The sequence below is a fragment of the Phenylobacterium sp. P4_E10 genome (genome assembly GCF_056401675.1).
Map to the genome: position 1 here is coordinate 13248 of NZ_JBFUIW010000010.1, position 23777 is coordinate 37024.

Here is a 23777-nt window from a genome sequence, read left to right on the forward strand (position 1 = left end):
ATGTCTGGACGGCTCCCCCGTTGGCAAGATTGATCTGAGAGTTCTGTGAGCGCTGGTCGGTGCGGCCATGTCTTCGACCTGGTGCGGTGCATGGACCGCTGGCCATGATGCCTTCCGCGAAGCTGGGTCCCGACCAAAGCCCGGGCTCGAGGCCCGATGGCGCGCTGGGTTCTCCCGCTTCCCGGTTCGACCGGTTCACATCACTCCTTCGGCACACTGGCGACCATCGCGCTCGCCAGCACCGGGCCGGCGCCAGGCACAGCCATCAGCCGGCGGGAACGGCCCACGCCCGCCAGCTGAGCGATCTCTCGGTACGCGTTGACGTAGCGGACCCATTCACCCATCGTCGCCTTTGCGACCCGGGTATTTAGGGCGGGTCTTCGAGCGTTGGGGGGCGCTTGGGTCGATGTCGACCTATGTCTTCGAAACCATCACAGCGGCGCAGGCGCTGGCGTTCGACCGCGCCAACGACACCCTGGTCTTTTCGTATCCGGCCGCCACGGGCGCCGGCATGCGGGTCACGTTCAACGCGGCGACAACGACGGAGCCGGCCTCGCTGTCGGTGCTTTCCATCCCAGGCGGCCGGACCGTCGTCTTTGGGGTCGGCCTGGCCGGCGGCGCTGATATCATCTTCCCTGACGGGTCCGCCTTCGCGATCGGCATTCCTGGCGCCGGCTCCCTCAGGGGCGGACCCAGCGACGATGGACTGGCGGGCTCCGGCATGTCCGATATCCTCGACGGCGCGGGCGGCGACGACGTTCTGGGCGGCGGTGACGGCGCCGACAGCCTGGTTGGCGGCGACGGCAGCGACCTGTTTATCGTCGAGGCGGGTGACTCCCCTGCGGCAGTCGGCCAGAGGGACGTCGTGCTCGATTGGGGCCCGCAGGACCGCGTGAGTTTCCTAAGGCCCGCCGGGTCGGAAACAAACTACCTTGAGGCGACCGCGGGCTCCTTCGCCGCAGCCCAATCGCTCGCCGACGCCCAGATCGCGTACGGCTCTGTCGACTACGTCGCCGTGCAGGTTGGAAGCGACGTCATCGTCTTCGCCGACAGCCAGGCCGACGACCGGACGGCGGACGACGCGGTGACCCTTCGCTCGCGGACGCTCGACGCAATCGAAGCGTCGAACATTGTCGCGACGGTGACCGCCCCGCGCGCCACCGGATCCCTGGCGCCCGCCGGCGGCGGCGTCACGGCCACCATCTCGGGCAACCTCGACAACGCCCACATCTCGCACCTGCTGGGCGCTGACATCGACCTCGCGACGTCGACCCACCTTGTCCTAGACGGGCTCCTCGCGACGGCGGATCTCGTGGGGGTCGGCCTCGCCTACGACGCCAACGAGCAGCTCGCGGGAGGAACGGTCACCGAGCTCACGTTCGCGGACCTCGGCTCTCGGCTCGGCGTCATCCGAGGTCAGTTCGCCGGCCTTTCTTTGCCGGCGACTGGGATCGGGGCCTGGGTAGCGACCGACGCCACCCAGGCCGCATTCGCGACCATCCTGGCGGGGAGCGATACAGTCAATGGCGGCCCGGGCGCGGACCTTCTGCGGGGCTATGACGGCGACGACGTGCTGGCCGGCGCCGGCGGCGGCGACGCCATTTGGGGCGGCAATGGTGATGACACCATCTCCGCGACTCTGCCTCCTGGCGCTGCGGACACAGGCCAGGGACAGACCTATCTGCGCGGCGAAGCGGGCGACGACCGCATCCAGGGCGGGTCGGGCTTCGACGATATCAACGGCAACACGGGGGCCGACACCGTGGCCGGCGGGGCCGGCGACGACTGGGTTGTCGGCGGCAAAGACAACGACCTGCTGACCGGCGACGGCGGCGCGGACATCGTCTACGGCAACATCGGCGCAGACACCTGCCAAGGCGGTGACGGGAACGACACCGTCCGCGGAGGCCAGGACAACGACGTCGTACTAGGCGGCGCGGGAGACGACTACGTCTCGGGCGACCGGGGCGACGACGTCGTCACCGGCGGCGCCGGGGCCGACCTATTCCATAGCTTCGGCGACGCGGGCCTGGACCGGGTGACCGACTTCAACCGGGCTGAAGGCGACCGCGTAATGCTGGATCCGGGGACGACGTACACCGTGGCGCAAGTTGGAGCCGACACAATCATTACCATGGGCCTGGGCGGGCAGATGGTGCTGGTCGGAGTGTCACTGTCGTCGCTGACCGGGGATTGGATATTCGTGGGTTGACGCACGCCGGCCGAGGGCCCGGTTAAACCGTAGCGCGCGGCTTCACTGAGAATCACTCGTGAAGTTACCTTTTAGATTGTATCGTCGACAACCACAATCTATCGTCGTTTCCTTGACGCCCTTAGCCGAGGAGGCGCACAGTGAGGATCGGGTGGGTTGCCGCGCTAGTTCTCTTATTTCCCGCATGGCCCACGAATTCAGCTGCGGCTGGAGCGGCCCCACCGGCCGCTCAGGCGGCATTTTGGTCAGATGACAAAGGCAGCGAATCCGCGCGATTCATCATTGAGCGCTGCCTAGCCAAGGCTGGGCCGCCTGGCGGTTGCAAGAGATCGGCCTATAACGAATGCGAGCTGTCGCATGGGACCATGAGTCAGCACGATCTCAACGACTGCGCCGCCTTCTCAGCGAAGGCATGGGAAGCATTGCTTCAGGCTAGAGAGGATCGGGTTAAGGCAGTCGTGCGCAAGGTCATGCTCGACAAGCGCGCCCAACCGAGCCTCGAGGGCGAAAGACTCCAAGCCTCGAACCAATGGCACCGCTGGATCAGTGACGACTGCGCCTTCCAGTCGGCGCTATCCAAGGGCGGCACGTTGCATCCACTCGAAGACTTACTCTGTCGGTCGGACCACGCCGCCGACCGGGCCGTCGAACTCGAACGCCTCGCATCGTGGTGGGATCGGTAAGCCGCGGCGAAGAGGCTCAAAAGCCGTCAGCTCAGGTCGTAAGTGCGCCATCAGCGGAAGTTCGTTTCTTGCCGAGAAGCGGACGCTACTCACTGCGAAGTGCTAATCGTAAAATGTCCATACTCCCGCTCCCGATCGACGAAGATCGAAGTCGCTGGAAGTCTGCAGTTGGATGATCCTATCGGCGGCGATCGTGATGGTTTCAGTGCGCCAGCGCGGGAAGCACTCAACGGCGTTGGGATGGCAGCGGGTGAACTCGATCACGAGCACGAACCGCCTGGTCACTTGACCGGGCACTGGAGCGTAGCCCGAGAAAGCGCTCAGGATCCGCGTCCGCCGGGTGCGAGGGAAGTCGACTCCAGCGGTCGCAAGCCAATCGTTCTTGTCGATCACCTTGCCCGCGCCATCGACGATCGTCGCATCGTCTGCGATCAAGCTGCGAAAGGCTGGGAGATCATTCCGCTCAAGGGCAGCAGCGTACGCTTCGACGACTGCAGCTTCGGCCTTCCTCGGGCCTACCGGAGGTACGGCGAGGGCCGGACCGGCTGCTAGCAAAGCGGCAATGAGGAGCAAGTACCTCAAGTCACACTCCCCTCTCCGCGAAACGGCCTCATAATAGGTCGACTTCCCGGGATGTCGCCATCGACCGAAAGCGCCCGATTGGCCGCAGTTAGAGCGACCAAGATCGACCCTCACCTGACCTTGCTCAACTCCACGTCTCGGCCTGTCCCAGGTGGACCTCATCAGTCTCGAATGCGCCACGAAGAGACCTTGGTCCTCGGCCCAACAGCGGACGTTCCGCTGGCCCTCTGGCTGCTTGCCGAGCGCCCGCAGAGCCAAGTGTGGACTCTGCAAGGTCATGCGCAGAGTCCGGTTTCCGGTCGAACGCCGCCAGTAAGCTTGGCAGTACGTGGCATACCCGTGTTACGCTATCGGCGCAGGAGCGGCGGGAGGCTGGCGATGGCGACTTTCGTATTGGTTACGGGGGCATGGCACGGCAGTTGGTGCTGGAAGCGGGTGCGCGAGGAGCTGACCGCCCAGGGGCACGCCGTGTTCACCCCGACCCTGACCGGTTTGTGCGAGCGGCGTCACCTATTGTCCCGGGAGGTCGACCTCCATACGCACATCGACGATGTCGCCAACCTGATGCGCTGGGAGGAGCTGACAGACGTTGTCCTGGTGGGTCACTCCTATGGGGGCTGCGTGATCAGCGGAGTCGCGGATCGAATGGGCGAGAAGATCGCGGCGCTAGTCTACCTGGACGCCTTCGTGCTGGAGAACGGTCAGTCCCTGCATGACACCCTGCCGGCGGAACATCGCCAGGGACAGTTGGAGGCGGCCGCGGCGCTCGGCGACGGCTGGCGGGTGCCGCCGATCCCAGCGGCGGTGTTCAACGTCAATGCCGCTGACCGGGCCTGGGTCGACGACCAGTGCACCGATCAGCCGCTGGCAAGCTTCCAGCAGAAGCTGCATCTGGACCCCAGCGCCGCCGCGGTTGGCTCGATCCACTACATCTACGCGGCGGGCTGGGAGGGGACACCGTTCACCGGCTTCTACGAGCGCGCCAAGGCCCGGGGCTGGTCGACGCGGGAGATCGCCTGCGGCCATGACATCATGCTTGATCGGCCGCAGGAACTCACAGCGGCGCTGTTGCAGGCGGCTGCTCGCTGAGCGAGCCAAAGGTCGGCTTCCCACCCTACCCTGTCGTTCGTGAGGTCCGCTTCTCGGTGCTGTCGCTCGGAGCGGCCGAATTCGACAGAAATGCGCCAATAGCGGAAGTTTGCATTCGGCCCGAAAGCGGACTTCACGGTCGCTCCTGCGGACCGTTCAAAACCGGCGCTGTGAGCACCTAACTTTCCGACAGCGTCGCTTCGTTCACTTGATCCGGCCACCTTTCGCCCATCCGAGTCAGAACGCCACGCCTGGCCGCAGAACCAGTTGGAATACGGCAAACGTCACGCCGAGAGCCAGAACCGGACCGACCAAGCCGGGCTGGCCTTCCACCACACTCTGGGCGTCCGGGCCTTTGATCCCTGCCCCGATGATCAACCAGCCTACACCGACCAGATTCACCACCAAGGGGATGAGCGCCACCTCGACAAGGGGGCGCGGCAGGCGGAACGGGATGATCAGGGCGATCGCGGCCATGGTCACGATCATCATCCCATAGGCGAAGGCCCGCGTTCGGCCGCCTGCGCGAACTCCCAGTTCGCTGGGGCATAAGCGCGCGAGCCAGAGGCCAGCCAACGACATTCCCGCGACTGCGAGGACCAATAGGGCCGCTTTGGCGACCGAGCCCACATTCAGATAGGTCAGCGCGCGGCCCATGTCGTTGCCCGGGAGCAGCGTGCCGATCGCCAGCTGGGTCAGCGCCTGGAAGAGGCCCTCAAAGCCCATCCAGAACAGAAACGCCCGCTGCGTGGCGGAACCGCCACGCCGCAGGGCCAGGGCCGCGCACGACGCCAGCCCGCTTGCCAGCGTCGCCAGCGCGCCGGTCCCCTGCAAGAGTTCGACGGTCGGCGCCTCGCCGCTCCAGTCGTGATCGTTGTGGTAGAGGATGGGGTACAGCCCCGGCGTCAACGCCTTGGGCACGACGAGCCACAATTCCTGCCAGAAGAAGCTCAGATTGAAGGCCAGGGCGCAGAGCACTATTGAGCTGATCTGCACCGATGGACCGCTTGCCGACGGCCTTAGCCGCAGGGTCCCGATGATCAACGGAGCCAGTCCTGTCGCCAGGACCAGAAAAAACAGTGTCGTCACAGCCCCCCCAATGGCCGCGCTGCGGGCCCCTGCTGTTTATTGAATTGCGGCCTGCTGTCGACCCACTACGGGCTTCAGGGCACGAGGCGGGCCGACGTCATCTTCGTGACCGTTCCGCTCATAGCGTGGTCAGCGGCGAATGACCGCCTGGAGCCAGCTGCAGACGTTCCCTCTCGTCCAAATAGCGGGCTTGAACCTCGATCCCAGACTTCCTAAGCGCGCCTCTGGCCCTCTTGCCCCCGCGCCCCGTGTCCAGGCCCTGTGAGGACGACTAGGTCGCGCGCCCCCGCCTAGGTAAATCTCACTCCCCCGGCGCCGATGATGGTGCGCCCACACCATCCGCGGTAGGCGCACGGCAGCCGTAGAGAACGAGCGCCAGGACCATCGCCAAAGCGGCCGTTCCGGCGGCGATTGGCCAGCCAAAGGCCGACACGATCGGGCCGCCAGCGGCCGCCCCCAGGCTGCCGCCGACGAAGTAAATGACCATGTAAATGCTGTTAAGCTGCGCCGGTCGGAGCGGGTCCAGGCGCAGCACCTGGCGCTGGTTTGCGACCTGCGCGCTAAAGAGTCCGACGTCGAAAAGCGCCAGGGCAGCCAAGGTTAGGGGCGCGACACCCAGTCCAGCCGCCGCGGCGAGGGTGCAGGCCACGGCAAGGCTGAGGCCGATCATGACGACCATCTTGCTTCCGAAACGGTCCGCCAGACGTCCGGCCCAGGGCGTTGCGGCCATGCCGGCTAGACCGGCAAGTGAGTAGAGACCGACCATCGTAGGCGGGAGGCTATGGGGCGGCAGTGAGAGGGCGAGCGAAACGCCCACCCAGACCAAGCTGAAGGCGAAGAACCATAGTGCGCCGGTGCCGGCCGCGATCAGCAGCCCCGGATATGTGCGTAGAAGCCGGGGCGAAGATACTAGTCCCGACAACCAGGAGCTTGGGGCGGGTTGAACGGAGCGCGGCAGCAGGGCGCGCCCGACGGCGGCGCAGGCCAGGCAGGCTGCGGCGACGAGAACCAACATGGCTCGCCAGCCGACTGCGTCGGTGAGTCCCCCGCCGAGCAATCGGCCCAGGAGGATGCCAGCGGATATACCCGCAGTCACGGTTCCGAGAGCCCGCCCCTGGCGCTCGGGTGCAGAGTACTTGGCCGCCAGCGTGCTCATCTGCGCGCCGGTGCTCGCGCAGATTCCCGACAACAGGAGGCCCGCCCCGAAGACTTCGACTGAGGGCGCAAGAGCCGACAGGGCCAGAGCACTAGCGAGCGCTACGAGTTGCGCTGGGATCAGGACGTGGGCAGGCGTGCGATCGACAAGCGGGACCAACAGCGCCAACCCCAGCATGTAGCCGATGATCGGCATGCCGGCGGCGGCGCTGGTCGCGGCGAGGGACGCGTTCAGGTCCGCCGCGATCAACGCAAGCTCAGGCTGAACCGTATAGCTCGTCGATGTCGCGACGGCCGCAGCCAAGGCCAGATACAGGATCCTGCCCGTGTCCAGGTTATGCGTGTTCTGATGGTCATAAGATTGAGTCATTGCGCCGATGTAGCGTCCGAGCCGTGCGCGGGCTGGCGCATTCCGGACGTTGATCGGCCGCGGCGCACTAAGACCCGCCGAGCCCTTTCAGGTGACGGCGCGGCCCTCGTTGGGTCCAGCCGCGGCTCAACGGGAATGACCGCCTAGCGCCAGCAGCGGACCTTGGGACCCGCGCGGGAAGTGGTCATTCGCAGATCGGGGGCGAAGGTCCGCTTCCAACCACTGCGGACGATGGGAGGGCTTAGCTCCTGACGGCGGGCGTGCCCTACCCCCTGGCCAATGCGCTGGCTGCCTTGCCGTCATACTGACCGCCGAAGCTAGTTTTCAGGTGGGCCATGATGGTCCCGACGTTGGCGTCGGGGTTCTTGGCCCGGAAATCGTTGATGGCCTCGCGTAGTTCCGCTTCCGTCATCTGCTTTGGGCCATATGAGGAAAGGATTGCCAGTTCGGTTTCCGCGGCCCTGGTGCGCTGGTCGATCTTCGACGCATCGCTGCCGGCTTCGATCAGGCGCGCGCGCTCGCTCGCGAGGTTCTCCAGCGTCAGTTTCGTATTCTTTAGGAACTTCGCGACGGTTGCGGCAATCTTTTCATCAGTGACCTCCGTGACGCCGCGCTTGAACTCTTCGGTCGTGATCTGCGTAGCTTCGCCGATCAGTGTAGTGAGCAAGTCAGCCTTCAGACGGTCGTTCAACTTACGTGCCGCCAGTTGGTCAGCTTTGAGCTCGTCAAGCAAAGCCATGTCGCCGTCCTTTCAATTCACTCTGTTCGGCGGTTCTGTAGTGGGGGAAGGAAACCGCCGCTCAAGCGCGGTCGCGCCGTAGGGCCACCGTAGCAGCCTCCCAACAATGTCCATGTCCGCATTCCGTCAGCCATGCGCCAAGAGCAGGCTCGGGCTCGGACGCCTATTGCGGACCCGCGCGCCTCACTCAGCCGCAAGCCCGGAGAGCACCAGGCGTGCGCTCCGCCTCACCTGGTCATCTCCGCCTCGGGCCGAGATCTTGAGGCCGGACTTCAGCGTCAACAGCATTCTGGCGACCTCGTCGGCGTCGAGGCTCGCCTTGAGCTCGCCGCTGGCCATGCCGTCTCGAACGCGACGGGCGAGCATTTTCGCGATTTCCGCACCGGCGCGGTCGCCCAAGGCGTTGACCTCTGGGTCCGACCGACCGAACTCTGCGATCGAGCCCACCCCCAGGCACCCCGTCTCCAGGTCTGCTCCGGTCCCAAGGTCGATCATGAGCGCAGCCTCCAACGCGGCTAGCGCCTTGTCTTCCTTGTCCATTGCCGCCTGCATCCGCAGTCGCGAGGCGTCGGAGTAGCGCTCCAGAGCCTCAAGGAACAGCCGACGCTTGTCTCCAAAAGCCCCGTAGAGGCTTTGCCGGGCAATGCCCATCCCCTCAAGCAGGTCGCTCAGCGAGGTGGCCGAAAAGCCGTGACGCGCAAAGACACGGATCGCGGCCCCGAGGGCTTGGTCACGGTCGAATTCGGCTGGGCGTCCCATCCCGCCACTATCTGGGTTTCAGACCAATCAGTCAATATTATTCTTGACCGATCGATCCTCTATCTACATCCATTATGGACTGTGTGGTCAATAATGGAGTTTCCGATGACGATCTCAACATCCACCGCCCCGGCCTTGGTCTTCGGCGGATCACGGGGCATGGGCGCCGCCATCGTGCGCCGCCTGGCGGCCGACGGCCGGCCAGACGAGATAGCGGGCCTCGTATCCTGGCTGGCTGGGCCGGACGCCGGATACATGACGGGCGCCAGCCTGACCATCGACGGTGGATGGACCGCCTGACCTAGAATGCGGCGCGCCAGCTGTGGTGGGCCGATTTGAGCGAAGCCCGGTGATCGGCGCCGGCGCTGGCTCGACGCGAAGCGGACGTCGCAGTGGACCGCTTTGAGCCCAACGCGGTCATTGCCGCGGAGCCCCCCTTGATGTCTGGCAGCGGACATACGGATGAACCGCTTAGAGCCCACAGCGGTCTACGCCGCGGGCTTCGGAATCAACCCCTCCTTATTGGCAGATTTACCGTGCAACGGCGCTCTGCCCCTGGACGCAAGCTGGCCCGAGCGCATCGCCTCAGCGCAGGTCCGTTCTGAGCAATCAACTCTCTTGCAGCCTCGATTTCTCGCCAGGAAGCCGGATCTGCTCGGCCCATGAGACGCCGCCCCGCTTCCCAGCGACTCTCGTCCAGCGTGGCCGCCGCCAAGCGCTCAGCAACCTGCCATTGCTTTGGCAAAGCTCTCGCAATCGGCCCTGATAGGGCGAGCCAACTGGCGAGCGTCAGCGAGCCGCTCATCAAAGCGACGATGGTCACTTGCCGCCGCTGATGCTCCGAGGTTCGTACCTGCCCCGCACAACGAGCAAGCTCCGCACCGGCCCTCTCTACGTCAACTATTGCGACCCTCCATGGTGCATGCAGCTCATTCTCGACGGTGCGCCTCATCCCCCTAAGCTGATCGGCCAGCGCTTCTGGCGTGAGGGCCAGCACCGGCTGACCAGCCAGACGCTCGGTCTCATCAGCCAGGCGCTTGAGTTCACCCGCCTGGCTGCGAAGCTGTCGGGCGATCTCCGGAGACGCTTTGGACGGCTCCGCGAGCAGCCCCTCGATCACCCGCCGCAGCAAAGCCACCTCGCCGCGCAGATTGTCGAAGGCCTCCTCGGCGCCGCGCTCGCTCACAGCTCGAGCCCCCTTCCCCGCTTGCCAGGCCCATCCAGACTGAGTTGCTGGCTTTGATCGGGCTGCTTTTGCACGGGGCCGCGGGACGGCATCTCCAGCGGTGCCTGGGCCGGCTGAAGTTGATCGGCGCGAGGCCGGAAGCTTGCGAAGACGCCGGAGCGCGTCTCATCACGATCGCGCCGCGCGCCGTAGTCCAAGATTGTGTCCTTAGCCCGCTCGCGGCTCAGCGCGCTCTCCAGGGCCCGTCGATCCACGAAGGTCTCGCGATCATAATGCAGCGTGACCTCATCCCGATGGCGCGAGAGCGCCACATAGGTCGCGTGGCGGTCCATATGCGCGCTGGCCAAAACGTGCGCGCGATCGACGGTCACGCCCTGCGACTTATGGATTGTCGAGGCGTAGCCGTGATCGAGGTGGTTGTAGTCTTTGAGTTCGACGGCGATCTCGGCGCCGCCGTCGAGACGCACCCGCATCGCGCCGTCGCTGACCACCCGAACCTCGCCCAGTGTGCCGTTCTTCACGCCCAGCGAGCGCTCGTTACGCAGAAACATCACCCTGTCGCCCGGCGCGAAAATTCGCTCGCCGCTTGCCGTCGCAACCGCTTCATCATTGCCCTACGCGCCGCTTTCCCGCATGCGCTCACGGGCCAAACTGTTGAGCTCGGCGACGTCGACGCGCCGATAGGCAAGCATCACCTGGCTGGAGGTCTGGTTCTCGACGCGGGCGCGGTCCCACCCCGACACCAGCGCTCGCGTCGCCGAAGCTGCGTCGGGGTGCGCGTGCACCATGCCGGAGGCATGATAGGCGGCCAGCGCCTGGCCAGTGCGCTCCGTGGCCAGCAGACGCGTCGCCGCCCGCTGCCAATCGACCTGTTGACGACGAACCTGCGTGAGCTCCACGGAGCCCTGGCGCTCGGCGATGGCTCTGAAGGCAGCTCCCGCTTCGATCGCCTGCAGCTGCTCGGGGTCGCCGACCAGCACAACCTTTGCGCCGGCGGCCTCAGCCTTACCAAGGATGCGCTCCATTTGCCGTGAGCCGAGCAGGCCGGCCTCGTCGATGACCAACACATCCCTTGGGGTCAGCACCTCCCTGCCCTGCTCCCAGGCGTGCTCGAAGCTCGCCAGCGTACGCGAGGCGATCCCGGACCCAGCTTCAAGGTTCTCGGCCGCCATGCCCGAAAGCGCCGCCCCACGAACCTGATAGCCGCTCGCCTGCCAGGCCGATTTGGCGACGCCGAGCATCGCGCTCTTGCCGGTGCCTGCGTAGCCGATGACGACCGACAGGCCACGCCTCTCCGTGACATGCCGGAACGCATCGGCCTGCTCCGCCGATAGCTTCAGACCGGCCCGTTCTGAGAGCCACAGCGCGCGCTCGCGGGCGCTATCATTGACGCCATGCGAGCGTGCGCGTCCCAGCGACATCGCTGCCGCTTCCATCCGTTGTTCGACGCTTAGCATGTCGCGACTGGTGAAGCGCTCGCGTCCTGCGCCATCACGCCCGAGGCGCACGATCTCCGAGCTGCCCCGCACCGCAGCCAGAGCCACGTCGAACTGCTCTTTCCCGTCTGTGTACCGATGTACGAAGCGGGCGAGATCGTGGTCGGTGAACGTCGACTGATGGCGTCCGATCGCATCCAGCGCGATCCTCGGCTCAGAGATGATCCGCTCGCCATTGCGCGCGGCGATCGCGCGATGGACTTCCGCCCGCTCCGACCACTCGGCCCGGCCTTCCTTACGCGCGGCGGCCGCCCCAATCTTTGATTGCGGCTCGAGATCGATCCCCTGCGCCTTGAGCGTGCGATGATCGACGCTCGCTTCGATGCCGAGCTGCTTCAGGCGCCGGTTGACGTCGGCGCTCCAGGCTTCGCGCCACTTGCCAAGCGCGTTGGTCCGGTTCCAGTCGCGAACCTTGGCGCCGAAGCCGGCCTCACCAGCTTCGCGCAGCGTCAGCATCACATGCGCATGGGGCTTGGCCTGGCCATCCTTGCCGATGTCCCAATGCACGTTGAGATCGGCCACCATCCCCTTCGACACGAACTCTCGCTGCACGAAGTCACGGGCCAGTTGGACGGCCTCCCGCTGCGGCATCTCTCGCGGCAGCGCGAACTCAACTTCACGGGCGAGCTGCGCATCCTTCCGCAGCTCGGCGGCCTCGACCTCATTCCACAAGGTTGCGCGGTCGCTCCAGCGCTCGGGCGCGCCTTCCGGCAGCAAGGTCTCGGAGTGAACGACGCCGGCCTTGCTGGTGAAATTGTGCGTGCGCTCGATGCGCTCATCGAACAGTCGCGAGGCCGACCTGTAGGCCGCCGCCGCAACCGCGCTCGAGCCCTTCCCGCGGCTGATCACCTTGGCTGCGAAATGGTAGATCGCCATGCCTCGATCCTGCGAAGCGCAACGTCGACACGACGTATAAGCGCGCACTCCGACCTTCCGGCCGTCGTGACTGACTGCACACCCCGTAAGGTTGCGGGGTCCCCTGCCGCCGGCTCGCACCGCAGACTTCCCGCCTCGTGATGCCCGCCAGGCCAACAGGAGATCCGCGGATGAGGAAGCCACGCGACATCGACGCCGAGCTGCGCGCCCTGGCGCAGAAGGCCAGGGACCTGAAAGCCAAGCGTGTGAACCAGTTTGGCGAGCTGGTGATGGCCACCGTGGGCGAGAGCATCCAGCTCGAGATCCTCGCGGGCCTGTTGCTCAGAGCGCAGGACGCCAAGCCCGCGGAGAAGGACGACTGGCGCGCCAAGGGCGAGGCGTTCTTTCGCAAGCTCCAAGCGCGGCGGCCAACGCCAACTCCTGCAACGCCTGGCGAACTGGGCGAAAGCTGAGCGCCGGATCATCAGCGCCCGCCGGCGGCTCGAAGCCCAAAGGGCGCGCAGCGAAACGAGACCCTGGATGAGCGAGCGACGCGAACGCACCCGCCGGCTGATCGAGCTCGGCGGCCTGCTGCAAAAGTCCGGCTTGGTCGAAGCCACCGGCGACGACCGCGCCATGATCTACGGCGCCCTGCTCGGCTTGGCCGATCTGGCTCAAGGTCCAGATGGCGACCATGAGCGCGAGCTCTGGCGGCGGCGCGGAAAGCGCACCTTTGAAGCCGCAGTGGGCGAGCGAAAACACGCAGGAATCTTTCGCGGTTTTCGCCCGCGCCTCGCGGAGGACGATCGATGAGAGCCCTCGCTGTCGTCTACCTCGTCTTCGACATCGCAGTCGGCGCGTTCTGCGGGGTCGCGATCGTCAGCGTCGGCCTCTTCCTCGCTGGGCTGCTGGACCATCAATTCCCGCAGATCGCACGCGACGCCTTCGGCTACGCAGGCCTCGCGCTGGGCGGCTGGATCGCCTTCCGCAAGGCTCGCGCCAAATCACGGCCCGTCTATATGGACGCCCATGGCTCTGCGACCTTTGGCGACGAAGCCATTGAGCGCCCTGCCCTCACCCGTCCGGACGGGCTGATCGTTGGGCGGGCCAGCGACGGATGGCTGATGCGATATGGCGGTCCTGCGCACGTCGTCACCATCGCCCCGACCAGGTCCGGCAAGGGCGTCGGCGCGATCATTCCGAACCTACTGACCTGCGACCGCTCGATTATCTGCGTGGATCCAAAGGGCGAGAATGCGCGCATCGCCGCGAGGGCGCGGCGCAGCTTCGGGCCGGTGCATGTGCTCGACCCGTTCGAGGTCTCCGGCCAGCCGCTCGCGCGGTTCAATCCGCTGGCGGGCTTGCGCGAAGACAGCCCGGACATTGCTGATGACGCGGCGCTGATTGCAGATGCGCTCGTCTATGACCCGCCGCACCAGGTCAGCGAGGCGCATTGGAACGAAGAAGCCAAGGCGCTGATCGCCGGCCTCATCATGCATGTGGTTGCGAGTTTCGCCCCGAGCGGCTGCACGCTCTCGCGGGTGCGCGAAATGCTCACCACAGCGCCGGAGATTTTCTCAGGGGAACTGAAGCGCATGCAGGCCAGCCGCGCGGCCGGCGGGCTCATCGCCCGCGCCGCTAATCGCCACCTCGCCAAGAGCGACCGCGAGGCCGCTGGCGTGCTCTCGGCGGCGCAGCGGCACACGCACTTCCTGGACAGCCCACGCATGCGCGAGAGCCTCTCGGCCAGCGACTTCGCCTTCAACGATCTGAAGGCCGGCGGCGCCAGCATCTTCCTGGTCCTGCCGCCCGAGCGGATCTCGACCTATTCGCGCTGGCTGCGCCTGCTGGTCTCGCTCGCGATCCACGACCTGGCGCGCGGCTCAAGCTTTCGTCCGCCTGGGCGCCCGGTGCTGTTCCTGCTCGATGAGTTCGCGGCGCTCGGCAGGCTTGAGCCTGTCGAGCGCGCCTTCGCGCTGATGGCCGGCTATGGCGTGCAGCTCTGGGCGATCTGCCAGGACATCCACCAGCTACGCGGCATCTATGGTCAGCAGGCCGGGACCTTCCTCTCCAACGCCGGCGCGATCCAGGTATTCAACGTCGCCGACATTGATACCGCCAGTTGGGTCTCGCGCACCTTGGGCACGATGACCGACCACTACACCAGCGTCGGGACCAGCAGCTCGCAGGCGTTCAACCAGCCGTTTGCCACGCATGGCGAGAGCAACACCGAGCACTATGTCGCCAGGCCGCTGATGACGCCCGACGAGATCCTGCGGATGCGGTCAGACCGCCTGCTGCTGCTCCGCCCTGGAAAGGCGGTGCTGGCGCCCTGGAAGGTCAGGCACTTCGCCGATCCTGAGTTCAAGGGGCTGTTCGATGCCTAGCGTTCCGAAACACCACAACCTTGACGGCTTGCCAGCCGCCCACGCTCAAGCCACTTAAAGGTCCTGATGCGCACCGACCTCGACCATCTGCCGACCAACAAGAAGAGCGAGCTCGAACGCATCGTGCGCATCCTCTTTGAGGAGTTCGATGCGGCCAAGGCCCATCGCAGCCACGCGCATCGCCGCAATGGCCAGATTCTCAAGGTGATCCTGTTTGGATCCTACGCCCGCGGCGATTGGGTCGCCGATCCGGTCGGCGGCTACTATTCGGACTACGACCTGCTGGTCGTGGTCGACCACGAGGATCTGACCGACGTCGTCGAATACTGGGCCAAGGCCGACGAGCGGCTGCTCCAGGAGGTGACGATCACCAAGCACATCTCAGCGCCGGTGAACTTCATCGTCCACAGCTTGGCCGACGTGAACCAGAAGCTGCGGCTTGGCCGCTACTTCTTCGTCGACATCCTCAAGGACGGCGCCGCGCTTTACGAGGCACCAGGGCATGAGTTCGAGAGACCGGAGCCGCTGAGCGCCGAGGCCGCGCTCGCCGAGGCAGAGGACCTCTTCCAGGAATGGTTTTTGAGCGCCGCCGGTTTTGCCGATACTGGGCGCTACGCGGCGTCACAGGGCCGAGCCAAAGAGGCGGCCTTTCAGCTCCACCAGGCTACTGAGCGGTTCTACGTCTGTGTGCTGCTGGTGCTGACCCTCTACAGTCCGAAGTCGCACAGGCTGAACTTCCTCCGGTCCCAGGCCGAGCGCCTCGAACCGTCTCTGGCGGCGGCCTGGCCGCGATCAACGCGCTTCGAGCAGCGTTGCTTCGAACTGCTGCGCCGCGCCTATGTCGAGGCGCGGTACTCGCCCAACTACACGATCAGCGATGAGGAGCTGACCTGGCTGAGCGAGCGGGTCGGCGTGCTGCAAAGCCTTGTGCAGCAGGTCTGTGAAGCGAAGCTGAACTCGAGAGACGCTGCGGCGAAATAGGCCGCAATGGGCTGATTGTGTTGAAGAAGTCGGTTCTCGGTCGGGACAGCTAGCAGGCGCGATGGGCCGCTCGGCCCCTTCATGCCGTTGCGAGGCTCGGCGGCGGGATCAGCTTGGCGAGTTTGCGCAGGTTTTGGGCCGTGGCGGCGAGGTGGAACTCGTCTCGGGCGCCTTGGGGACCACGCAGCCGCAGGCGGTCGAGCTTCAGAATCCGTTTGAGGTGCGCAAACAGCATCTCGACCTTCTTCCGTTCTCGCCTTGAGGTGATGTAGGCGTCGGTCTTGGCGATCTCGCGGGCAAGGTCCCTGGCGCCTTCGTAGATCGAGCGGGTCACCTTCCGCGCCGGTGTGTTGGGCGAGCAGCGGCTCTTCAAATCGCAGGCGTCACAGTCTGCCTTGGTGGCCCGATAGCGATAGGTGTCGTCGGGTGGCGCATTGGGCCGCGGCGTGCGGAAGGCGCGGCGGTTGCGCTTCAGCGTCTTGCCGGTCGGGCAGCGATAGGTGTCGGCGGCTGGATCGTAGGTGAAGTCGCTGCGGGCGAAGGTCCCGTCGTCGCGGCCGGACTTGTCAATGACCGGGATGTGCGGCGCGATCCGCTGCTTGTTGACCAGCCAGTCGAGCATCTCGGCCGAGCCATAGGCGGTGTCCGCCGCCAGCCGGGCAGGCTGCAGATCATGTCGCTCGCGCACCCGCTCGATCATCGTCCTGACCGCGCCGACCTCGGCCTGGCGCACCGCCGTGGTGGCTTCCACGTCAACGATCACCGCATGGTCGAGATCGATCAGATAGTTGGTGGCGTAGGCGAAATAGGCCGGCCCCTTGTCGGCGCCAGTCCAGCGTGAGGCCGGATCGGCCGGCGAGATGAACTTCGGCACGACTGGCGTCGCACCCCCAAAGGCGGCGTGGTCGAGCACCGCCAGGTACTCGTTGATGGCCCGGCTGGCCGCCTCAGGCGGAAGCCCTTCGGCGCCTGGGACGCCGCGCTGACGGTTGGCCTCGGCCTTGATCAGGCTAGCGTCGGCGGCGAAGCCCTCGCCGCCCACCAGACCTTCAGACATACAGCGCTCAACGACCGTCTCGAACAGATGTCGCAGCAGATCACAGTCGCGAAAGCGGCCATGGCGGTTCTTGGAGAAGGTCGAGTGATCGGGCACGTCGCCGTCGAGGCCGAGCCGGCAGAACCAGCGATAGGCGAGGTTGAGATGTACCTCCTCGCACAGCCGGCGCTCCGACCGGATGCCAAAGCAATAGCCGACGATCAGCATCCGGATCAGCAGCTCCGGATCGATCGAGGGCCGGCCAATCGGGCTGTAGAATGGCGCCACGTGGGCGCGCACGCCCTCCAAGTCGACGAACCTGTCGATGGCCCGCAGCATGTGGTCGGCTGGCACGTGGCGCTCGAGCGAGAACTCGTAGAACAGCGCCGCCTGGTCGACTCGGCGATCACCCATCATGGCCGTCCCTCCCGTCGTCAGGAGAGTGAATCAGGCCCGAGTCACCGCTTCAACCGGCCTTTTTCAACACAATCGGCTCATAGCGGACCTTCATGAGGTCCGCTCTTCTGAACTGCGCTAGAACCACTAGAAGGCTCGATGTCGGCACACGTCCCTCCGCGAAGGGGCCTACGTTCCGCGACATCGCGGGCAAGACGCGTCTTTCGATAGGGCGTCGTCGCCGGTAGCGAGATTTCGAAGCGCTACTGTAGACATCCCGGGGCGCTGGCGCTTCGAGCTGGCAGGCGCGAGCTGGTGCACGAGGCGCGTCGCGAGCAAGATCGCGGCGGTCATCGAGACGAATGAGACGGAGAATTCTTTGTCTCGTCTCGTTGCGAAGGCCTGGAACTGGGCCTCGCCAACGGAGCCGCATTTCTCGGCGCCTTGAACGTAGGCGACGACGCGGTCGAGTTCCTCGACTTGGCCGTCTAGATATGTGCGGAGCTCATCTTCCGACATGGTGCGGACGCGCTGCTCCACCTCGCGCAGCCGCGCTCCATCGTCTTCGGGGGGGTTGTGGCAGCCGAGGCAAGGCGCGCCTTCCTCGCCATCGTATACATTGGACTTGGCGCTAAGCCCGACTGTGCTACCGCCGATCACCAAGTCTGGGGCTAGGCCCTGGATGTCTTGCCGGGAGGTATTCTTGTCGACCGCCGAGATGACGATCGGGAAGCAGTCAGCAGCTTCCAGCGCCGCGACGTCGTCCCGCAGGCCGACAGAGTTGCCGCGCATGACGTACTGCGCCAGCGTCCCCTGGAACTCCAGACCATCTAGGTTGGCGGCCTCCCTGCAGCGTGTAATCGCTTCGGTCTTCGGATGGTCGACGTCCCCCACCCCTGCGAGAACGCAACGGTTGAGGTTTGTGCCGTCGTGGACGTCGTCGTCGAGCGTGACGAGGTAAGTGGCGCGCAGTTCGGCGGCGGCCAGGATCGCGTGCAGGCTTTGGCCTACGGCGCCGGCCCCGACGATGTAGATGGGCGGGAGTATCATATCGCGTAGAGGTGGGCCGTCTCCGAGCGTAGGCCAAGCACCTTCAAAGCCCGTCCAGAGTGAGTAGCCGAAGTTGCTGGCGAATGTGCCGCGCTTCAGGCGCCGCGCGCGCTTAAACACCTCGCCAGCGGCCAGGCAGGCGCCAAGATAAGGGCCGAGCGGATTGCACTGCTCGAGGTCCGGCGGCGGGAAGGCCGAGAGTTGGGATTCGGTACCGATCCAGGCGCGCCAGCCGGCCCCAAACACACAAAGGTCGATAGGATCGACGAAGGCCTTGGGCCTGGGGCCGACGCAGATAGTGAAATCGCAGGCGGGGCCCTCGCCGACCGAAATCGGAACTTCTCCGGCGGTCGCCCAACTCCCCAACTCCGCTAGGGTGTCGGCTGGCGATAACGCGCCGCCCGGCCATCCCATTGGGACCTTCCAGGGGCCTGACGGCAGGTCAAATTGCACTCGAGAGACTGTTTTGACTAGGCGGCCGAGCAGGTTGGCGAGGCAGGCGACCAGGTGTTGCGCCGACGGGTAGGCGAAGATCTCGCCCGCCACAACGCGCACGCTCAGCGTCCTAGTGACATCCTCAAAGCCGTCCAGGGACCGCAGGTGGCGGTCGCCAATGTCAAGCTCAGCGGTCATCGGAAATCGATCCTTTCGACACCAGCCCGCGGGCCAATCACCAAACGAGTCAGCGCTTGAGCCGGGGTCAGTAGATGCCAGTAGTCGTCCTGCCATTCGTGAACGCCGATCCCCTGTGCCCAGGGAGACCTCAGGTGGCCGTAGCGCGGGAAGACCAGAGAGAGCGCGCGTCGGGTGCTTGCCATCTCGTCGTCGTAGGGCGAGTGCTCGACGAAATCTCCGGGGTGGCTGTGAACTTGGGCCAGAGGGCGAAGGTCGTCGGGAAGCGAAGCGCCCATCTCCCGCATCGCCTCGGCGGTGACACGGTAGTTGAAGGGATTCATCTGCTGGCGCGGTGCCCGCACTGAGGTAACGACGCTGCGCTGGGCACCGCGCGGCCCGTACCAGAAGAGCCCAGACTCACGAGCACCGGCGCGCTGCAGCAGCTTCAGAGTCGCCTCCACCGCGTCCAGTGGCACTTCGAGGACAGCGCCAGTCGGCCGGTAGACCGTCCGAGGCGGCGTGCGCCAGCCTTCATCATTGACCATGTGGGGAGAACCTTCCTTGGTAGTGGGAGGCCATGGCGCGGCCGATGGCGCCCAAGGTCGTCAGGAACGTATCGCCCTCACGCCAGATCTTGGCGTCTTCGCCGCCATGAAGGGTCGTGTAGTATTCGAGCGTCGCCGAGCAGCAGATCAGCTGTTGTGGCGCGGGATGGGCCGGGCAAGTGTACGCCGCGTGCACGTGCGCCTCCGGCGACTCCAGGCGCGGCAGGTGATGTTGGTCAATCACCCCGCGATAGTCGAGTGTCTCTGGGTCAACGAATTGGGCGCTCGGCGGCCAGTGGTGATTGGTGACGAAGTCGAGGCGGAGCAGATAGTCGTCGCCGCGCCCATCCCGCGTCGCGCGGAACGGCACGAGCAGGCGTCTCGGGCCAACCCTACGCCAGGCTAAGTTCTCCAGCGTCTCGCCTCGTAGCGCCAGGGCCTGCGCTAGGTGGCAGTCGAGGACCTCGCGGCCGGCCGCGAGGTCCAGGGTCGGCGATTCGGTGTAGGACGCCACGCTAGGCTCCGCCGGTGCCGGCGGCGATTTCGAAGTCCTTGTCGCAGAGTTTCGCCTGCTGAGCCTGCGCGAGCGTCAGGCTCAGGTGGTCCATTAGGCTGACGGGGTTGCCCTTCTTCGCGGGTGCCTGAAGCACATCGCGGTCAGTCTTCGTCACTTCCATCTCAACGTAGGCCTGGTCCCAAATCGATTGCAGCGTGCGGTCGATCGCAACCTTGAAGTTCGCCTTCTCGCGATCCCCAAGGTGCAGGAAATGGACCGTCATCTCCTTCGGGCCGTGGCTGGGGCCGGCAGCGCGAGAGTGGTCGGGAGGGTCGTTGTCGCCGTTCTGCATCTTGTCTCTCCTAAGCGATCCCAAAATGGGAGCGCTGATGGTGTCTCACATGTTTCGGGAGGGGGTGCAATAGAGTGCTCCCATTTTGGGATCTATTATGTTTGAATCGCCTGAAGGGGTTATCCGAGGACGATGAAGCTCATGGGAGCATCCGTGCTGATCGAAGCCGCGGCCGACGCCTCGTCCGCCGTGCGCGGTGCCTGCGCGGCACTTTGGGCCGAATTGGAAGCCGCCGATTGGCGGTGTCGGGAAGATGTCGCCGAATGCTTCCCCCGCGCGTCCTGGGAAGAGGACAAACTGATCGTCGCACTGGACGAACGGGTGAGCACTGTGATCGCCTTCAACTATAGATTGGGAATCGCCTTGATAGAATTCGCCGGAAGCCGCGACGTGCGGTCAGGGACCGCTCCGTCCCGGCCGCGCAAGGTGTTGCGATGAAGATTGCGCCAATACGGTCGTCTAGGACCTACGACGACACCCTGCGGCGCGCCTCGAGCCTGATGTCGAAGACCGACGCTAAGTCGCTCGACGAGCTGGAGGTATTGCAGGCGCTTATCGAGCGTTGGGAGCGGAGCCAGTATGAGCTTCCGCCGGTCGCGGCGATCGACGCCATTCGTTTCCGCATGACTCAGCTGGGCCTGCAGCCCCGCGACCTTGAGCCCTACATTGGATCGCGGGCGCGCGTCTCGGAGGTGATGTCCGGCGCTAGGTCGCTTTCGATCGAAATGATCCGCGCTCTAAACCGACACTTGGGTATTCCAGCTGCGTCGCTGATCGCGCCGTCGGCCCCGCTGCCGCTAACAAAGCGGCAGCAGCCATCGCAGGCGGCAGTTCAGAAGGTCAAGACGTTTGGGGTGATGAAGGCGCGCGAGACGATCGATCAGTTCGTTGACCGGATCATGCCGCAGGCCTGGCAGGCAGCCTTGCTGCGCAAGACCCGTACGGAGCGGACGAACGCGAAGACTGATCTTGCGGCCCTGGACGCGTGGTGCGCCGCGGTCATCACCAAAGCAAATGCGATCAAGCTTCCGCCCGGGATGCCGGGGGAGGTTGACGCAGCTTGGGGCAGCGAACTCGCTCGCCTCAGTGTTCATCCCGATGGCCCCGCGCGGGTGCCGCGCCTGCTGAAGTCGTTCGGGATCGCCTTCGTAGTGCTAGAGCACCTCCCTGGGACCTATCTTGATGGCGCCGCCCTTCGCCGGACAGATGGTGCGCCGGTGATCGCCGTGACGTTACGCTATGACCGGCTCGACAATTTCTGGTTCACGTTGCTGCACGAGTTCTGCCACGTCGCCCGTCATCTGAATGCTAGCCGTCCTGTGATTTTGGATGACCTTGAGTTGAAGACCTCGGACGATATTGAGGAAGAGGCGGACGAGTTTGCGCAGGACGTTCTGATCCCGCCGAAAATCTGGAGACAGCATCGTTCGCCTGATCTTGACGCGGAGGGCATTATGACCATCGCCGCTGCGGCTGCCGTGCATCCGGCCGTGGTGGCTGGCCGCTGGCAGCGCGAAAACAAGGACTACCGTCGATTCTCGAAAATGCTTGGGCGAGGTGAGCCGACGGCTCAACTTGCGGACTGAAGTTGCGACCCGCATGCGCCCACCAACGCCCGCCCAGAACCTAAAAGAGCGGCTTGCGCGATACACAAGTCAGCCGCGCGGTCTCGGCGCTCTGAATGTCGATCAGATGGGGCAAATATTCCGTCAGGTTCGGAAGCTGATTGAAAGGGAAGGGCTCGCCGATATTTATCAAACCGCCAAGTTCTTCGGCGACTGGTTGCAGCATAGCGAACTCAATAGCGCTGTTGCCCTCGCTCTTATTGAGCGCCTCAATCGTGACATAGGCGAACATGGTGCGATTGACTTGGTGGTCCCTGCCGCGTTGGGCCTAAGTGAGCTGCGGACCGACCTACTGAGAATTTTTAGCCAGTACGAAGTTTCTGACGAGTTGCTCCAAACTGGCTCCCTATGGATGCGATTTGGAAGTCTGTTGCTGGAAGAAATTTCTGGCACTCCTGTCTCGTTTCCAAGAGATCCGGGAAACAAGGGCAAGGTTATCGCGGCACGGCAGCGGATTTGGGAAGCATCTATTGCTGCATACGGCGATCCCGGAATGGGAGATCCGCTGTGGTTTGACCGTTTGCTTATCGAGTCTGGCGACGCGGACGAAAACTTTGCTTGGCGACTGGAGTTTGGCTTTGCGGATGGTTCGAGGTGGGGCGTGCGTGGTCCCGTGTACTTTACAGATACTACGCCATTCCGCGTCAACGACATCAATCTGAATCCTGCGCCGACGTCAGCGATGCGCATGTTCGCGGCGCAACGAGTAATAGAAGCTAGACCAGCGGACCGTCTGTTTCTGATCGAGAATCCGAACGTACCGCCCGCCGACTAAGAAGCGTTTGCGGACCTTCTCCCGATAGCCTCCAGGCTATTGGGCTCCGACCACACATTTATCCGCTCTATGTTTGCTCCTACAATTTAGAAAGTCCGCCACCTGCCCGGATGATGCCCAGCATTTGATCTACTGGATCAGGTCCATCCAGATTGGCCGGATGCGAGGTGGGGAAGTCCGGTGCCGGAGCGACGCCGTTCATCGGCACATGCGCAAAACTGGTGTTCAGGATGGGCTCAAACTCCGCGCGCCCATTTTCAGTCTCTCGAAGCAGGCCTATCTTGGCCGTAAGGCCGGCAATGAGATCGCAGAGCTGTATGGAGTAGCTGGCCTTGGAGTCCGTCGGCTCAGTGGCATCGACGGGCAGCGGAAACCTGATCGGTGGGCCATTGGCCACCGGGTGAAGCTGCTCGGGAACGTCCTGAGAAGTCATGGCGTCCCAAAGGCCACGCTGCGCAAAGAACGCGTTTGACTGGTCGTGCCGCAAGCGCAGCCGGTTTGGTATCTGGCCTGACCAATAGCCCACGCAACTCAGCATCGAAGTAAGATAGATTTCTAAGGTGTCGCGAAAAGTCTCGATGTCGCAGAAGCGATGGAACAGGATCGCCCCGGTATGCGCCGCCCTAAAGAACCATCGCAACTCCGCGTCTGCGCTGTTGGCCATGAGGTTCAGCCTGAACCGCAAACGGTCGAGGCTCTGTTCGGACGGGGCGTTGGCGAACTCGAAATACGCGCCGACCACGGCGTCGTACAGTCCGGGCGAAGCCATATGGGCAAGCCCAAAATGAATATAGTTCGCCAACTTGTAGCCGTATCCGTCCTTGTAGAAATCCACCCCTTGAGAATGGGCGATCGGCTCCATGAGGTAGTCGATTAGCTTCACAAGGACGGAGAATTTCTTGTCGATCCGCCAAATGTAAACGCCGCCTTTGACCGAACCTACGGCCTCGCAAAATGCAGGAAGCTGTTGGCGGTAGACAGGGCGCCCCCAGATTTTCTGAAACTTGAATTCATCAGCCTGATATCGCGGAAATGAGCGCCGAAGAATCTCTTCGGCTTCCGCGTCCGGAATGATCGTCGAGGCGATTACGAAGTTCGGCTGGGCCGGATCGAGGAGTGCGCGGCCGGTAAAGCCGGACTCATCGAAGAAAATGTCCTTCGTTGGAGGCGGGCTACTCGTCTTCATCAACGTCCCGCCGCTCCTTGTCTCCGCACGAAATACCCCGGATGAAGATGCTTGCCCATCGGGTAGATAGAGACATAGCGTTGTGGACAGCAGCCCAGGGCGACGCACCTACGTCACG

26 protein-coding genes are annotated in these 23777 nt (G+C 64.5%); 11 read left to right on the plus strand and 15 right to left on the minus strand.

Annotated features, from left to right (window positions below; genetic code table 11):
- Nucleotides 1-200: 200 nt before the first annotated feature.
- Complete coding sequence (locus AC1DQJ_RS12875; RefSeq protein ID WP_477603853.1) at nucleotides 201-344, minus strand: hypothetical protein; 144 nt, start codon at nucleotides 342-344, stop codon at nucleotides 201-203.
- A gap of 62 nt (nucleotides 345-406) precedes the next feature.
- On the opposite strand from AC1DQJ_RS12875, the gene AC1DQJ_RS12880 reads away from it, so the two are divergent.
- A complete protein-coding gene (locus AC1DQJ_RS12880; protein ID WP_477603854.1) occupies nucleotides 407-2212 on the plus strand; it encodes a calcium-binding protein in 1806 nt (601 codons plus the stop codon).
- A gap of 365 nt (nucleotides 2213-2577) precedes the next feature.
- Complete coding sequence (locus AC1DQJ_RS12885) at nucleotides 2578-2895, plus strand: lysozyme inhibitor LprI family protein (RefSeq protein WP_477603856.1); 318 nt, start codon at nucleotides 2578-2580, stop codon at nucleotides 2893-2895.
- A 102-nt stretch (nucleotides 2896-2997) separates the two neighbouring features.
- Here AC1DQJ_RS12885 and AC1DQJ_RS12890 read toward each other — a convergent pair whose 3' ends face one another.
- Entirely contained in the window at nucleotides 2998-3477 is a 480-nt protein-coding gene (locus AC1DQJ_RS12890) for a DUF4440 domain-containing protein (protein WP_477603858.1), read from the minus strand.
- A 378-nt stretch (nucleotides 3478-3855) separates the two neighbouring features.
- Here AC1DQJ_RS12890 and AC1DQJ_RS12895 point away from each other — a divergent pair, with 378 nt between their 5' ends.
- Complete coding sequence (locus tag AC1DQJ_RS12895) at nucleotides 3856-4566, plus strand: alpha/beta fold hydrolase (RefSeq protein WP_477603860.1); 711 nt, start codon at nucleotides 3856-3858, stop codon at nucleotides 4564-4566.
- Between the two features lie 237 nt (nucleotides 4567-4803).
- Here AC1DQJ_RS12895 and AC1DQJ_RS12900 read toward each other — a convergent pair whose 3' ends face one another.
- The 4 genes from AC1DQJ_RS12900 to AC1DQJ_RS12915 all read right to left on the minus strand — a co-directional run bounded on the left by AC1DQJ_RS12900 (nucleotide 4804) and on the right by AC1DQJ_RS12915 (nucleotide 8678).
- On the minus strand, nucleotides 4804-5655 hold the full coding sequence (locus AC1DQJ_RS12900) for a hypothetical protein (protein ID WP_477603862.1): 852 nt from the start codon (nucleotides 5653-5655) through the stop codon (nucleotides 4804-4806).
- A gap of 301 nt (nucleotides 5656-5956) precedes the next feature.
- Nucleotides 5957-7180 carry an MFS transporter gene (locus AC1DQJ_RS12905; protein ID WP_477603864.1) on the minus strand — a complete coding sequence of 408 codons (1224 nt, stop codon included), beginning with the start codon at nucleotides 7178-7180 and terminating at the stop codon, nucleotides 5957-5959.
- Between the two features lie 265 nt (nucleotides 7181-7445).
- Nucleotides 7446-7919 carry a GatB/YqeY domain-containing protein gene (locus AC1DQJ_RS12910; protein WP_477603865.1) on the minus strand — a complete coding sequence of 158 codons (474 nt, stop codon included), beginning with the start codon at nucleotides 7917-7919 and terminating at the stop codon, nucleotides 7446-7448.
- Nucleotides 7920-8102: 183 nt separating this feature from the next.
- Nucleotides 8103-8678 carry a TetR/AcrR family transcriptional regulator gene (locus AC1DQJ_RS12915; RefSeq protein ID WP_477603867.1) on the minus strand — a complete coding sequence of 192 codons (576 nt, stop codon included), beginning with the start codon at nucleotides 8676-8678 and terminating at the stop codon, nucleotides 8103-8105.
- Between the two features lie 105 nt (nucleotides 8679-8783).
- Here AC1DQJ_RS12915 and AC1DQJ_RS12920 point away from each other — a divergent pair, with 105 nt between their 5' ends.
- On the plus strand, nucleotides 8784-8978 hold the full coding sequence (locus tag AC1DQJ_RS12920) for an SDR family oxidoreductase (RefSeq protein WP_477603868.1): 195 nt from the start codon (nucleotides 8784-8786) through the stop codon (nucleotides 8976-8978).
- A 208-nt stretch (nucleotides 8979-9186) separates the two neighbouring features.
- On the opposite strand, the gene AC1DQJ_RS12925 is transcribed toward AC1DQJ_RS12920, so the two are convergent.
- The 3 genes from AC1DQJ_RS12925 to traA form a co-directional block, all read right to left on the minus strand.
- Nucleotides 9187-9864: a DUF6118 family protein gene (locus AC1DQJ_RS12925; RefSeq protein WP_477603870.1), complete on the minus strand. Its 678-nt coding sequence runs from the start codon at nucleotides 9862-9864 to the stop codon at nucleotides 9187-9189.
- Nucleotides 9861-10415 carry a hypothetical protein gene (locus AC1DQJ_RS12930; RefSeq protein WP_477603871.1) on the minus strand — a complete coding sequence of 185 codons (555 nt, stop codon included), beginning with the start codon at nucleotides 10413-10415 and terminating at the stop codon, nucleotides 9861-9863. Before AC1DQJ_RS12930 ends, AC1DQJ_RS12925 begins: the two co-directional genes overlap by 4 nt.
- Before the next feature lie 63 nt (nucleotides 10416-10478).
- A complete protein-coding gene (traA, locus tag AC1DQJ_RS12935) occupies nucleotides 10479-12236 on the minus strand; it encodes a Ti-type conjugative transfer relaxase TraA (RefSeq protein ID WP_477603873.1) in 1758 nt (585 codons plus the stop codon).
- Nucleotides 12237-12406: 170 nt separating this feature from the next.
- Here traA and AC1DQJ_RS12940 point away from each other — a divergent pair, with 170 nt between their 5' ends.
- From AC1DQJ_RS12940 to AC1DQJ_RS12955, 4 genes are all read left to right on the plus strand, one after another.
- Nucleotides 12407-12688, plus strand: a complete 282-nt coding sequence (locus AC1DQJ_RS12940; RefSeq protein ID WP_477603875.1) for a conjugal transfer protein TraD — start codon at nucleotides 12407-12409, stop codon at nucleotides 12686-12688.
- Nucleotides 12689-12755: 67 nt separating this feature from the next.
- Nucleotides 12756-13028, plus strand: a complete 273-nt coding sequence (locus AC1DQJ_RS12945; RefSeq protein ID WP_477603877.1) for a conjugal transfer protein TraD — start codon at nucleotides 12756-12758, stop codon at nucleotides 13026-13028.
- Nucleotides 13025-14602: a type IV secretory system conjugative DNA transfer family protein gene (locus AC1DQJ_RS12950; RefSeq protein WP_477603878.1), complete on the plus strand. Its 1578-nt coding sequence runs from the start codon at nucleotides 13025-13027 to the stop codon at nucleotides 14600-14602. The genes AC1DQJ_RS12945 and AC1DQJ_RS12950 overlap by 4 nt, the downstream gene beginning before the upstream one ends.
- A gap of 66 nt (nucleotides 14603-14668) precedes the next feature.
- Complete coding sequence (locus AC1DQJ_RS12955) at nucleotides 14669-15583, plus strand: HEPN domain-containing protein (RefSeq protein ID WP_477603880.1); 915 nt, start codon at nucleotides 14669-14671, stop codon at nucleotides 15581-15583.
- Nucleotides 15584-15662: 79 nt separating this feature from the next.
- Here AC1DQJ_RS12955 and AC1DQJ_RS12960 read toward each other — a convergent pair whose 3' ends face one another.
- The 5 genes from AC1DQJ_RS12960 to AC1DQJ_RS12980 all read right to left on the minus strand — a co-directional run bounded on the left by AC1DQJ_RS12960 (nucleotide 15663) and on the right by AC1DQJ_RS12980 (nucleotide 20073).
- Nucleotides 15663-17036 (minus strand): transposase, encoded by a 1374-nt coding sequence (locus AC1DQJ_RS12960; RefSeq protein ID WP_477603881.1) that lies wholly within the window; start codon nucleotides 17034-17036, stop codon nucleotides 15663-15665.
- Nucleotides 17037-17204: 168 nt separating this feature from the next.
- Entirely contained in the window at nucleotides 17205-18698 is a 1494-nt protein-coding gene (locus AC1DQJ_RS12965) for a ThiF family adenylyltransferase (protein WP_477603883.1), read from the minus strand.
- The gene (locus AC1DQJ_RS12970) at nucleotides 18695-19225 is read right to left on the minus strand and encodes a hypothetical protein (RefSeq protein WP_477603885.1); all 531 of its coding nucleotides are present in this window, start codon (nucleotides 19223-19225) and stop codon (nucleotides 18695-18697) included. Before AC1DQJ_RS12970 ends, AC1DQJ_RS12965 begins: the two co-directional genes overlap by 4 nt.
- Nucleotides 19215-19739: a hypothetical protein gene (locus AC1DQJ_RS12975; RefSeq protein ID WP_477603887.1), complete on the minus strand. Its 525-nt coding sequence runs from the start codon at nucleotides 19737-19739 to the stop codon at nucleotides 19215-19217. The genes AC1DQJ_RS12970 and AC1DQJ_RS12975 overlap by 11 nt, the downstream gene beginning before the upstream one ends.
- A 1-nt stretch (nucleotide 19740) precedes the next feature.
- Nucleotides 19741-20073, minus strand: a complete 333-nt coding sequence (locus AC1DQJ_RS12980; protein ID WP_477603889.1) for a hypothetical protein — start codon at nucleotides 20071-20073, stop codon at nucleotides 19741-19743.
- A 153-nt stretch (nucleotides 20074-20226) separates the two neighbouring features.
- Here AC1DQJ_RS12980 and AC1DQJ_RS12985 point away from each other — a divergent pair, with 153 nt between their 5' ends.
- The 3 genes from AC1DQJ_RS12985 to AC1DQJ_RS12995 all read left to right on the plus strand — a co-directional run bounded on the left by AC1DQJ_RS12985 (nucleotide 20227) and on the right by AC1DQJ_RS12995 (nucleotide 22473).
- Entirely contained in the window at nucleotides 20227-20511 is a 285-nt protein-coding gene (locus AC1DQJ_RS12985; RefSeq protein WP_477603891.1) for a hypothetical protein, read from the plus strand.
- Nucleotides 20512-20573: 62 nt separating this feature from the next.
- Nucleotides 20574-21659, plus strand: a complete 1086-nt coding sequence (locus AC1DQJ_RS12990) for an ImmA/IrrE family metallo-endopeptidase (RefSeq protein ID WP_477603893.1) — start codon at nucleotides 20574-20576, stop codon at nucleotides 21657-21659.
- Nucleotides 21660-21672: 13 nt separating this feature from the next.
- Nucleotides 21673-22473, plus strand: coding sequence for a hypothetical protein (locus AC1DQJ_RS12995; RefSeq protein ID WP_477603895.1), 801 nt, complete (start codon nucleotides 21673-21675; stop codon nucleotides 22471-22473).
- Nucleotides 22474-22552: 79 nt separating this feature from the next.
- Here AC1DQJ_RS12995 and AC1DQJ_RS13000 read toward each other — a convergent pair whose 3' ends face one another.
- Nucleotides 22553-23659 (minus strand): DUF3800 domain-containing protein, encoded by a 1107-nt coding sequence (locus AC1DQJ_RS13000; protein ID WP_477603897.1) that lies wholly within the window; start codon nucleotides 23657-23659, stop codon nucleotides 22553-22555.
- Nucleotides 23660-23777: the final 118 nt, after the last annotated feature.